General features: G+C 42.9%; 11 protein-coding genes. 5 read left to right on the top strand and 6 right to left on the bottom strand.

Annotated features, from left to right (window positions below; translation table 11 throughout):
- The coding region (locus AACP44_RS06710; protein ID WP_339339706.1) for a porin at positions 1-961 on the top strand (961 nt) is incomplete at its 5' end.
- Between the two features lie 93 nt (positions 962-1,054).
- Positions 1,055-1,558, top strand: a complete 504-nt coding sequence (locus AACP44_RS06715) for a hypothetical protein (protein ID WP_339339707.1) — start codon at positions 1,055-1,057, stop codon at positions 1,556-1,558.
- A 198-nt stretch (positions 1,559-1,756) separates the two neighbouring features.
- Here the strand turns inward: AACP44_RS06715 and csrA are convergent, their stop codons facing one another.
- On the bottom strand, positions 1,757-1,963 hold the full coding sequence (gene csrA / locus AACP44_RS06720; protein ID WP_339339708.1) for a carbon storage regulator CsrA: 207 nt from the start codon (positions 1,961-1,963) through the stop codon (positions 1,757-1,759).
- 435 nt (positions 1,964-2,398) lie between these two features.
- Here csrA and AACP44_RS06725 point away from each other — a divergent pair, with 435 nt between their 5' ends.
- Positions 2,399-2,674, top strand: coding sequence for a hypothetical protein (locus AACP44_RS06725; protein ID WP_339339709.1), 276 nt, complete (start codon positions 2,399-2,401; stop codon positions 2,672-2,674).
- Positions 2,675-2,920: 246 nt separating this feature from the next.
- Positions 2,921-4,969 carry a TonB-dependent receptor gene (locus tag AACP44_RS06730; RefSeq protein ID WP_339339710.1) on the top strand — a complete coding sequence of 683 codons (2,049 nt, stop codon included), beginning with the start codon at positions 2,921-2,923 and terminating at the stop codon, positions 4,967-4,969.
- A 638-nt stretch (positions 4,970-5,607) separates the two neighbouring features.
- Here AACP44_RS06730 and AACP44_RS06735 read toward each other — a convergent pair.
- Both AACP44_RS06735 and AACP44_RS06740 read right to left on the bottom strand, forming a co-directional pair.
- The gene (locus AACP44_RS06735) at positions 5,608-6,618 is read right to left on the bottom strand and encodes a tryptophan--tRNA ligase (protein ID WP_339339711.1); all 1,011 of its coding nucleotides are present in this window, start codon (positions 6,616-6,618) and stop codon (positions 5,608-5,610) included.
- Between the two features lie 56 nt (positions 6,619-6,674).
- Positions 6,675-7,793 (bottom strand): DUF3524 domain-containing protein, encoded by a 1,119-nt coding sequence (locus AACP44_RS06740; RefSeq protein WP_339339712.1) that lies wholly within the window; start codon positions 7,791-7,793, stop codon positions 6,675-6,677.
- A gap of 239 nt (positions 7,794-8,032) precedes the next feature.
- Here AACP44_RS06740 and AACP44_RS06745 point away from each other — a divergent pair, with 239 nt between their 5' ends.
- A complete protein-coding gene (locus AACP44_RS06745; RefSeq protein WP_339339713.1) occupies positions 8,033-8,572 on the top strand; it encodes a hypothetical protein in 540 nt (179 codons plus the stop codon).
- A 73-nt stretch (positions 8,573-8,645) separates the two neighbouring features.
- Here the strand turns inward: AACP44_RS06745 and AACP44_RS06750 are convergent, their stop codons facing one another.
- The 3 genes from AACP44_RS06750 to zipA form a co-directional block, all read right to left on the bottom strand.
- On the bottom strand, positions 8,646-9,260 hold the full coding sequence (locus AACP44_RS06750) for a transglycosylase SLT domain-containing protein (RefSeq protein WP_339339714.1): 615 nt from the start codon (positions 9,258-9,260) through the stop codon (positions 8,646-8,648).
- Positions 9,261-9,291: 31 nt separating this feature from the next.
- A complete protein-coding gene (gene ligA / locus AACP44_RS06755; protein WP_339339715.1) occupies positions 9,292-11,637 on the bottom strand; it encodes an NAD-dependent DNA ligase LigA in 2,346 nt (781 codons plus the stop codon).
- Positions 11,637-12,174, bottom strand: a 538-nt coding sequence (zipA, locus tag AACP44_RS06760) for a cell division protein ZipA (protein WP_339339716.1), incomplete at its 5' end; no start/stop codon positions are given. The genes ligA and zipA, both read right to left, overlap by 1 nt.

A 12,174-nucleotide genomic window follows, 5' to 3' on the forward strand; every position in this document is an offset into this window, starting at 1 on the left:
CGGTAAAATCAACCTGAGCTATGTTCAAGATGAACAAGATCAGGCTGGCACTATCAATAATGATAACTGGGAATTAAAAACAGCGGCTTCACGTATCGGTTTTAAAGGAAGTGAAGAGCTGAGCGAAAATTTAAAAGTGATTTATAAGCTTGAATATCAGATATACCCTGATGGCACTGATGATAATGAATTCAAAGGACGTAATTCATATGTTGGACTACAGGGTGGCTTGGGCACTATTATTATTGGCCAGCACGATACACCATTAAAAATGTCATCCAAACCCGTTGATGTGTTTAATGACTACCACTACGGTGATATCGCTTATAGTATTGTTGGTGAGCACCGTGGGGACAACATTGTCATTTATAAAACACCTAAGGTGGGTAATCTTGCTGCAACTATCGCTATTATGCCCGGTGAAGAAGGTGGCACCAATAGCGGAGATAATGATGGATTTGCCGATCATATTTCTGCTGCATTAACCTATAAAGCCGATAACTTTCATGCCGCATTGGCAATGGATGACAACGTAAATGGTCTTGATACTCTTCGCCTAAGTGGTTCCTACAAGTTGGGAAATTTGAAACTGGGTGTCCTGATGCAGGAGTCGGAAGTTGCAGACGGTGGCAGCATCGAGGGTAAAGGCGCAATAAAAGATGCACTTAGCACTAGCACTCTCACCAACGTTGATGAGCAGGACAGCTTCGTTATCAGTGCAGCTTATGCCGTTGATAAGTGGCTACTTAAAGCACAAATTGCTGAAGCTACCACTGAAGGTAGTAACGGTGAATTGGATAATTCTGCAATCTCCATAGGTGTTGACTATAAACTTAGTAAACGCACCAAACTCTATTCATACTATTCTGAACTGACTGTAGATAGTGATGCTTCTATTGGAATAAACGAAGACTATGAATACACCGCAATGGGTCTAGTAGGGATTGAACATAAGTTTTAAATCCTACCCACTCAAAAAACGGAGAACACCTGTGTTCTCCGTTTTTTTATCGGCTTAAAACAATTTATTTAAAATAAACTTTATGGAGTATGTATGAATCATTGCCATCAATATCTCTGCTTATTAATTAGCTGCTTGTTATGTGCCACAACGCTAGCCGGTGACGCCTTTGATGTTGATGATGCGGACTCACTGAATTTTGAAGCCTTTCATAAGCCCAAAGATGATTCAATAAAGATTTATAATACCGAAACCGGAAAGATTCTTGGCGGCAAAAAAAGGCGACAAACAATTAAAACCTATCAACCTGAAGAAGCTAGCACATTAAAACAGAAAACGGTTGCCATACCTCCTTCTGACGTTCCTACCCAAAAGGTTGCTGAAACTAATCTTTCAATAGCAGGTCAGCGTTACGAAATTCGTCAACGCTATGCCTTTGGCGAAAGCCAAAACACCTCTGATACGCCCGATACAGCCATAAATAGCTTGTACAAACAAATGATTAAATACTGTCCACAGGGCTGGACAAAAGAAAAGGAATGGTCAGTACCGATAGAGGGAGATTTTTATCTTCACTATGAGTTTACTTGCCAGTAAACATTTTTTAACTACTCTCTGGTATATCAGCGCTCATTACAATTGTTACCGAACTCAATAATCACTAGAGATTACTTGGTTTAAGGCCACCTGATTACCTTTCAAGTTAGCCAAAAGAATCAAATTGATCTTGCCGGAAAATGTATCTAGAAGACTATAAAAAATAAGATGATTTTAAAGTTATAAGGATAAGATAGCCTATTGAACGTTTCCGTTCACCTCTTTGAAATCAGCCCCATCTTTTTCAAGTTGTATGCGTTTGTAAATTTCTTCTCGATGCACCTGAATTTCTTTTGGCGCATCAATTCCAATTCTCACTTGATTTCCCTTAACACCCAATACCGAAATAGTAACCTCATCTCCAATAATAAGGTTTTCACCAATTCTACGAGTTAAAATCAACATAGTTTTTTAGTCCGTTATCTTCACCTGATTAGAGAGAATTTTTATTATTCGGTTTGCTAGCTTACTGGTGAGCATTCTTTATGATAAGCACCAACAATGCAACATGTTTTTAAATAAACTCATAACACAATCAGACAACAATTTTTACTTATAACATATGGTGCTATCCAAAACCAAATCACTATAAAAGCCTTCTGTATTAAGTGTATTCAACACTCTATAAATACCATGATAAAACATATGGGTATTGTCATATAACCTATGGGCTATGTGGCATTGCTCTTCAAAAAAAGGATCAAAATCTCGTGAAAATTATACTTATAATAATCAGATCTGTTGAAAATTAGTCAAAAACGCTTGTTTTTAAATGCGAGTCATCCAATAATCATTAATCGTGGCATATTTATACTTTTGTTCTATAGGGAACAGTCATACATGAAAATAAATTCTTTAAAGAATTTTATTCTAATTACTGTACTACTGATGCTAAGTAACGCTATTTCTGCGGCCAAACCTACTAGCATCAAATATATTGAAGATGTTGTTACCGAAAACGATATTATATATGTGCACTATCAAGTTAAATGTTCAGACGGCAGATCAGCTGATATCAGCGCATGGAATAACCGAAAAAAATGGTGCGTAGGCAAGGGGCGTCAAGACAAATGTAGCGAAAAGCAAATCAAATCAGCCAAAATAGTCTGCAAGTAAACCCGCCTAACCAAGAAACACTTTAGCAACGATGTATTCATCACCGCTGACTCAATTTTAGCTTGTAAGAGAACTATAATCAGTTGTGATCCTAAAACATCCTCCTCTGGCAGTGAGAACAATATAGTAGAGCTTGTGACACACCGATAAAATAGCTCAGAAAATTTTAGCAGATTTAACTTTTTATTCTGAATGATTATAATATAGATCGTAAATTTCTCTTAACTCAACAAATACTAACTATTTATGTCAAAACTATCTTTACTGCTTATCTTAATATTAAGTATCTTCCTACCCCTTCAAGCTCAAGCCAAAGACACCATAGAAACCGTGGTAGTAACGGCCACCCGAACCGAACAAACCTTGAGCAATATTGCTGCAAGCCTGTCTTCGATTTCTAAGACAGAGTTAGAACAGATTTCTGCAACCCATATCACTGAAGCACTAGCGCGTGTACCTGGAGTTTGGATTAGTCGAGGCAATGGACAGGAGCATCTAACTGCAATCCGCTCTCCAGTATTAACCGGAGCGGGTAGCTGCGGTGCATTTATGGTAGCTGAAGATGGTGTGCCGGTCCGTGCAACTGGGTTCTGCAACGTAAATCAGCTATTTGATCTCAATACCGAGCAAGCTCACCACATTGAAGTACTGCGCGGCCCAGGTACGATTATGCATGGCTCAGATGCACTTCATGGCGTGATTAATGTCATTAGTCAGCCAGCTATGGCCGATCACCAGCTATTAACTATCGAAACCGGCGCTAACGATTATTACCGAATGAAATTTAGTCAGTCTGATAATGCAGCACAACACGGCTATCGGCTTAATGTTAACAGCACCCATGATGGCGGCTACAAAGATGATGCCGGTTTTGATCAACAAAAAATGAGTTTGCGGCATGAATATCATGGAGCTGGACTCGATATCAATACCCTGCTGAGTGTCAGCAATCTTAATCAAGAGACTGCAGGCTATGTTAATGGTAAGAACGCTTATAAAGACAGTGAACGCCAGCGCGAGAATCCTGACCCTGAAGCCTATCGCGATAGCCATTCAATAAGATTACAAAGCACTATAACAAAAGCCTTGCGAGATGGTGGTTCTCTTGTTATTACGCCTTATGCTCGCTACACCGAGATGCAATTTCTTATGCACTTTTTACCCAAGAAACCATTGGAAGACAATGGCCAAAAAAGTATCGGGGTTCAAACCAGTTATGAACATCAAGCCTCCTATGGCTTAACACTGCGGCAGGGGTTTGATGCCGAAATGACCGACAGCTATCTTAAACAGTCACAGCAAGGTGGTTCGCCCCCCTTCCCTGCTGGCAGGCAGTATGACTATGAAGTCGAAGCATTAATGCTGGCAGCCTTTATTAGCGCTGATTACCGTATTCAGCCTAGCACCACACTCTCGTTTGGTGGTCGTTATGAGTTTTTAGAATACGATTATGACAATCAGATGATCGCTGGCAATACCCTTGAAGATGGATCAACTTGCGATAATTGCCGTTATACCCGACCTGAAGACAGCAAAGACAGCTTTGGCAACATTTCCCTTAACGCTAGTTTAAACCATCAATTTAGCGAGCAGATAAACAGTTATCTTCGTTTTGCTCATGGCTTTAGAGCACCTCAAGCGACCGAAATGTACCGTTTACAGAACGGCCAAATGCAGGCGGATTTAGATTCAGAAGCCATCAATAGTATTGAATGGGGCCTGCGAGGCCGTTACCAAAGCCTGGAATATAGCCTCATCGGTTTTTATAGCAAAAAATCCAATGTGATCTTTCAGTCCTCCGAACGCCTGAATCTGGATAATGGCAAAACTGAGCATAAGGGGGTGGAATATGATCTGTCTTGGTCGCTGGCAGATCACTGGGATTTAAGCGCATCGGGCAGCTTTTCTCGCCATCAATATACCCGCGATGTGAGTCTTTTTGGTTCAGCTGAGGCTATTAACCTTAACGGCAATGATATCGATACGGCGCCAAGAAGAATAAGCACGGTACAACTGGGCTGGCAGCCCAGCGAAAACAGCCGCGCTGAATTGGAGTGGGTCTCAATCGGTAAGTACTATACTGATATCGACAATCTGCATAGCTATGAAGGACATAACCTTTATCATCTTCGAGTGCGGCAGCAACTCAGTAGCAATCTTAGTATTGGCTTACGAATTAATAACCTGACTGATAAAAAGTATGCTGATCGTGCTGATTATTCCTCATTTACGGGAGATCGCTATTTTATCGGTAAACCACGCTCTTATTATGCAGATATCTCCATTCAATTCTAAAATCGCTATTTATTTGTGACCTGTATCACACTATTGAAAGGCGTTGATAGCGATATTACAGAACGCTGTTATATTGACTCTATTGGTTTTAAACGTGTCCCTACTTTTGCTCTCCCTCGAGTAAAAGATAACCGCCTCACTGAGGCGGTTTTTTTATGCCTGTGAAATCTCTATGTAAAGAAATAGCATCGCAAACTTTATCATCAAAGAGGTTCAGCATGCTGACCCTGCCTCATTCACCTTCAAAGTTGTGACCTGAGTCACAACTTTGAAAGGCGCTGCTAGCGATATTTTTGATCGATGTTATATTGACTTTGTTGTTTTTAAACGTCTCCCTTATTTTGCTCTCCCTCGAGTAAAAGTTAACCGCCTCACTGAGGCGGTTTTTTTATGTCTAAAATATCTCTATTGAGAAAAAAGCATCGCAAATCTCATAATCAGAGGCTTACCATGGTTACTATGCCCTAATCGCTTTTAATTTGTGACCTGAGTCACAACTTTAAAAGACACTGCTAGCCATATTTCTGATCAGTGTTATATTGACTTTGTTGTTTTTTAAAACGTCTCCCTTATTTTGCTCTCCCTCGAGCAAAAGCTAACCGCCTCACTGAGGCGGTTTTTTTATGCCTGTAAAATTTCTATTTTAGAATCCGCGCAATCCCTACAGCAGCTCGCACCTTGCTTAAGAGAACCGAAGCCGATTCACGTGCTTTTTCAGCACCCTTTTGTAATTCCTGCTCAATAAAATCGCCATCGGCCATTAATTCTTCATAACGTTCACGGGCAGGCGCTAGCTCTTTATTGATCAAGGCAAATAATTCCTTTTTCGCCTGCCCCCAGGCAATACCGTTAGCAAATTGGTCACGCATATATTGAGTTTGCTCTTGATTGGCAAAAGCCTGCCAAATTTCAAATACGGTGGAATCTGCAGTGTCTTTGGGCTCACCCGGCTCAAGCAAATTGGTTTTAATTTTGTTGATATGCTTTTGTAATTTTTTTTCGGTTAAAAAAAGCGGAATGGTATTGTTATAGCTCTTACTCATTTTACGACCATCAAGACCGCTTAATACGGCAATATCGTCACCGATATCAGCTTCAGGTAACACAAACAAATGATCAAAGTGGTGATTAAAACGCTGGGCAATATCTCTGGCCATTTCAACATGTTGAATTTGATCTTTGCCGACAGGAATTTTTTTGCCATTAAACATCAAAATATCCGCAGCCATTAACACTGGGTAACTAAATAAACCCATGGTGACAGCGTTATCTGGATCTTCGCCTTCATCTTCATTGGCTTGAACAGCGGCTTTATAAGCATGAGCCCGGTTCATTAAACCTTTGGCTGTCATGCAGGTTAAAATCCAACTGAGCTCAGTAATTTCTGGCACATCGGATTGACGGTAAAAGGTACTGTTATCCGTATCTAAACCCAGCGCTAGCCAAGTGGCTGCAATCTCTTTAGTCGACTGCCTAACCTGAGCAGGATCATGACATTTAATTAGAGCATGGTAGTCCGCCAGAAAAAAGAAGGAATCAATATCGCTTTGCTTGCTGGCTTCAATAGCCGGCTTAATCGCACCGACATAATTACCCAAGTGAGGCGTCCCTGTGGTGGTAATACCAGTTAATACACGTTCTTTCGTCATAGCAATATCGTCTTGGGTTTATCTAGGGGCTGAATAAATTCGGCTTATGATACTGCTTAGCCGTTATTCTGGCTATGAATAGTTTGTTCAAATAGCCGTGAATAGTCTTTGCAAAGTCGGATTATTGAAAATCGGTCAACGCAAGGTGGCTCGGGCCATTCTCTCATGGCTTTACAGGTAGCCAGCGCGCCCAATTTACTCGCTAATTGCTCAGCCTCCCGATCAATATCTTCAAAGGAAGTATATAAATAGTTATCAGCAAACCACTCGCGATAGCAAAGCCGGTTAGGCAGCAAAGGTATGCAACCAGCAGCTACCGCCTCCAATACCGCAAGCCCCTGAAAGTCATGCAGGGCCGTCGAAAGCACCACATCACACGCCGCCAGAAGCTGCTGATAATCTGAGGAATTTTCAATAAAGCCCCAATGCTGAATAACGCCGGGGTAATGCTCTCGAAGATAGCGTTCCATCTGGTCAAATACAGGAGGTGTCTGCCGAAATTGCTGCCCGACTATATGTAGCTCCAATATGACACCTGAAGATAAGGCAAGCTTAAGGGCAGCGAATAAACGCTCTGGGGCTTTGTCATACTCCCAGCGATGATTCCATAGCACTTGCAACGGGCTAGAGGTATCTCGATATGAATCAACACTGACCGGCGATAACGGCACCGATAATACCTCGCTGGCGGTGTCTATGCGCTCTAACAATCCTGTGGGCACCTGATCTGGCATTTTATGCAACAATTCTCTAGCGCCAGATAAAAAGGTCTGTCGATTATACTCACTGTTAAATGCCACTTTATCAGCTGCTAATGCTGTGTAGATATTAAGTATTTGCGGCTCTATCGATTTATGCTGCTGTTGGCTGGCGGGATAAGCAAACTGATTTTCATGAAAATAGACCACGGTAGGAATTTTGGCTAACGAGGGCACAAAGCCACGCAAAGCTGATAAATCCACCATCGAAGTGGCGATTAGCAGATCATAATCTTGCCGCAATAGACCCGGCTTACCAAACGCAAAGCTCAGGCTATTACCACGCACCCGCCAGCTGAAATATCGGGCAGGCAGGCTAAGCATTGTCCAGTCATAGTGCTGAAAATGCTCCATCAATATTTCACACCAGTGTCGATGGCTCGGCGTATCATAGGCTGATAGCAACAGAATTCTCATTTAAACCCTCCCGCCACCCATAATATCAATTTACCGCAGCTAAAAGTATTTACTCAGTAGGTCAATAATATCGGTAACGGCCCTAATTCTAATGGCCAAGCATTAGCCATTAGATTCTATTTTATGTATAATCCGCCGCCGTAAAAGAGTGCTATAACTGGCCTAACCCATAAACCAAGAGGCCGAAGCCCTTTCCCAAAACCCATTTTAAAGCTGTTGATATTATCGAGGTACTCACTGTGGCGTCAGCCGAACAACTAGAAGCATTGATCAAACTTGAGGGCGACCTTAAGTCCCAGTACGAAAAGAAAATCACCGCCGAGCGCTATAAAACGGAAGAGCAAATAAATGCCAAGGCCAAATTGCAGGCGACAATTGCCCAGCAAGCTGCTGAAATTAACGAATTAAAGAATGGCGGCACAGATATTAAACGTCTCGAGCAGGAGAATCGTGAACTAAGCAACCGCTCGGAGAATATTAAAAAAGAATTCGACACGTTGCGTGCCAAAGCCAAAGCAACCCAGAAGGAATTAGGTACACTAAAGCTGGAAATCAAAGAACTAAAGCAACTTGATGCCAAAAAATTAAAAAAGAATCTCGTTGAAACCAAGAAAAAATTGGAAGATCAACGTAAAGCTAATGATCTTTTAACTAAGAGTAATAAAGAATACAAACAAGAAAGTCATCAGCATCAAAATACCATTGCCAATCTTGAGAAGGAACTTGAAAAACTCAAACCTAAAGAAAAAACTGAAGAACCAGAACTAGCCGAAGCATAAGCGAACGGTTTAAAAAAAAGGCCCTTATGGGCCTTTTTTTTATTGAGTAAATTTTATTGAGAAAATGATCAATTTACCAGAACTTCCACCATGGGCTTTTCAAGCTCTCCTCACACCCAGCCAACTGCGAAGCATAACGATTTGAACGTGCTGAAACTTTTTTTGCCACTTTGATCAGCCAAGGTTTTTTCTTAAAGGTACGACGATTAAAGCCACCATGGCCTTCGTGATAGGCCAAATAGAGATGATAGGTATCATTAGGCTGGATATTGGATTTTTTCCTACTGGTATGATTGTACCAGCCGATAAAGTCGATAGCGTCAGCAAAGTCATCTCTGTCCGAACCGTAATTACCACTACTTCGCATATACCAATCCCAGGTCGCTTTTTTTGCTTGTGAGTAGCCATAAGAACTTGAAGGCCTAGGGCCAGGTATAAACCCGAAGATCTTGGTACGGGGAGGTTTTGCCTTCTGTTTAAAGCGGGATTCCTGATGCATGATGGCCATCATCACTGGAATGGGTGAATTCCAATTATCACGGGCATCGGCGGCATCATCATACCAACCATCCTTCTCACGAAAGATTGCGCAGATATTTTGCTGATTTTTTGGCGGCGAAACGGTACAGCCGGTTGTTAGCATAACAACGGTAAGCAATAACAGACTGTAGCTTGGTATTAATTTCATGATGACTATCTAGTCCATTCAAATCATTATTTTAAACATTATAGCTTTCAAATAGGGCCATCAGTGTTGCCTCATCAATCACGTCCACCCCTAATTCCTGTGCTTTGGTTAATTTTGAACCGGCACCGGGGCCGGCTACGACACAATCGGTTTTTTTAGACACACTACCCGCCACTTTGGCACCTAGGGCTTGCAGCCTCGTCTTGGCATCACTGCGACCCATAGTTTCCAGAGTGCCGGTGACCACGTAAATCAAACCCTCCAAAGGCAGTGCAGCAATTTCCTGACGCTGACATCGCCAATGCATACCAAAATCCAGTAATTGCTGCTCAAATAAATGGACCTTGCTGCGATTATCATCATTATCAAAGAACTCGGCAAGACTTCTTGCAGCTTTGGCACTAACTTTATTAACAGTCGCCAACGTCTCAACAGAAGCGTCCATCAAATCGGTGAGCTCGTTAAAATGACCCGCCAAATGCTCCGCCGTCGTCGGCCCAACACCGGGAATATTAAAACGGCTAACAGATTCAGCCATGGTCATCGCACCCTGATATTTAGCACCTATATCACTGGCATTATTGGCACTCACGCCAACATTGATCAGGTCATCGATAACCGCTGCATTATGTGAATCAGCAAAAAAACCGGTAATTTCGTTAGCCACTTCTCGCCCAATATCGGGCAAATGAACCAACAACTCCGGTAGTGCCAAACGGATTCTATCGATACTGCCAAGGGCATCGGCCAATACCTTTGCCGTTTCTTCGCCCACATCAGGGATACCTAGTGCAAAAATCAATTTATTCAGTGGTACGGATTTTCGCTCAGCTATGGCAGCCAGTAAATTCTTCGCTGACAATTCGGCAAAACCTTCCAGCTGGTGTAGGTCCTCAAACCTCAGTTTATATAAATCGGCAGGGCTTTTGACCAAACCTTGGCCAACCAATTGCTCAACAATTTTTTCCCCAAGGCCATCGATATCCAAAGCTTTGCGAGAGGCATAATGAATAATCGCCTGATTTAATTGCGCCTGACAGACCAAACGACCAACACAACGATAGCCAGCACCCTCTTCTTCCGACCGTCCAGCTTTGCTGTGCTTAACAATTTTGACTCGCTCAACATCGGAGTCACAGATAGGGCAGCGTTCAGGAAACTGGATATCAATAACATCATCACCACGACGCTCCAATACCACTTTGGCTACTTGCGGAATCACATCACCGGCACGACGCACCACAACGGTATCGTTAATCTTGACGCCAAGTCGTTCAATTTCATCACGATTATGCAAGGTGGCATTGCTGACGGTAACGCCACCAACAAACACTGGCTCTAAACGGGCAACCGGTGTAATGACTCCGGTTCTTCCGACTTGAAAGTCGACACCTAACAGTCGGGTGATTTCTTCTTCGGCAGGAAATTTATGCGCTATCGCCCAGCGCGGGCCTTTGGCGGTAAAGCCTAATCGCTGCTGTAAATCCAGATCATCGACTTTATAAACAATGCCATCGATATCGTAGGCCAGACTATTGCGCTTGGCTAATAAATAGTCATGGTATTGCAGACAACCATTAATATCATCAACCACTCGCATTTCGCTATTGATGCGAAAACCCCATTGTTGTAACTGCTGCAAAATAGCGCTGTGGTTATCAGGTAGATTGCCACCTTCCACCAAGCCGACGCTATAGCAACACATTTCTAAGGGACGTTCAGCAGTGATACGGGCATCCAGCATACGCAAACTGCCTGCAGCGGCGTTGCGAGGATTAACAAAGATTTTCTCATCATTGGCACGGGCGCGCTTATTGAGCGCCTCAAAACCCTTTTTCGGCATATAAATTTCGCCGCGCACCTCGATCACCTCAGGGTGATTTTCCCCCATCAAGGTCAAGGGTATAGATTTTATGGTTCTAACATTATGGGTAATATCCTCACCCACAGAGCCATCACCGCGGGTTGCGCCTCGCTCCAGCTTGCCATGCCGGTAAAGCAGACTAACCGCAGCACCATCTAATTTAGGTTCACACACTAAACGAAAAGGTGTATCGCCACCCAGTCGATCAATGATACGACGATCAAAATCCATTAACTCTTCGGTGCTAAAAACATTATCCAGCGATAACATCGGCACTTTATGTTTGATCTGATTAAAGCCTTCCAATGGCTCCGCACCTACGCGCTGGGTGGGTGACTCAGGGGTAATAACTTCCGGATACTGCGCCTCAATTGCTTGTAACTCACGCATCAACCGATCGTATTCCGCATCGGGAATCGACGGATCATCCAGAGCATAATAGCGATAGTTATGTTGATTAATAACGGCGCGCAGCTGATCGAGCTGCTGGCTAATCTGGGGAGGTAAAGACATTAGGCGCGAGTTAGTTGAAGTCGCTCAAAATCATGCAGGCGCTGACGGCAGTGATCAAGCGTTTGGCTGGTCATAACGCTGCGCGACTCGTCCAGCATTTCTCCATTGAGATGACTCACCAAACACTGGGCGGTTTCTATCATGCACTCAAAAGCCTGGATAGGTTCTTGTGGTCCCGGTACGCTCATAAAAAAGCATACACCGGGTGTAGAAAAATCATCGATGGTATCAAGGTCAAAAAAGCCGGGCTCAACGCTATTGGCCATACTAAATTGTACCGGACCTTTGCCGTTGGATTGTTCGTGTCGATGAAAGATATTCATCTCACCAAAACGTAAATCGCAGGCCAGTAAAATATGCAACAGGTCGGGCCCCTTAAAGGGCTCATCTTTTGCAACGATATTAATGACTATGACTTCCTGCTCATCACTTGGCGTGGAGGCAACGGTTTCTGTGTTATGTTCTGGTTCTGACTCAGCTATTTCTGACTCGCTACCAAACCCATCACCAACAGCCGGAGGGATATCTTTCATTAGA

Origin of the sequence: uncultured Oceanicoccus sp. (genome assembly GCF_963968385.1) — a bacterium.
GTDB lineage: Bacteria > Pseudomonadota > Gammaproteobacteria > Pseudomonadales > Dasaniaceae > Oceanicoccus.

Coding starts and splice junctions, on each gene's coding strand:
- AACP44_RS06725 (WP_339339709.1), top strand. CDS start 2,399: ATGAAAATAAATTCTTTAAAGAATTTTATTCTAATTACTGTACTACTG.
- AACP44_RS06730 (WP_339339710.1), top strand. CDS start 2,921: ATGTCAAAACTATCTTTACTGCTTATCTTAATATTAAGTATCTTCCTA.
- ligA (WP_339339715.1), bottom strand. CDS start 11,637: ATGTCTTTACCTCCCCAGATTAGCCAGCAGCTCGATCAGCTGCGCGCC.
- csrA (WP_339339708.1), bottom strand. CDS start 1,963: ATGTTGATTTTAACTCGTAGAATTGGTGAAAACCTTATTATTGGAGAT.
- AACP44_RS06740 (WP_339339712.1), bottom strand. CDS start 7,793: ATGAGAATTCTGTTGCTATCAGCCTATGATACGCCGAGCCATCGACAC.
- AACP44_RS06750 (WP_339339714.1), bottom strand. CDS start 9,260: ATGAAATTAATACCAAGCTACAGTCTGTTATTGCTTACCGTTGTTATG.
- AACP44_RS06715 (WP_339339707.1), top strand. CDS start 1,055: ATGAATCATTGCCATCAATATCTCTGCTTATTAATTAGCTGCTTGTTA.
- AACP44_RS06735 (WP_339339711.1), bottom strand. CDS start 6,618: ATGACGAAAGAACGTGTATTAACTGGTATTACCACCACAGGGACGCCT.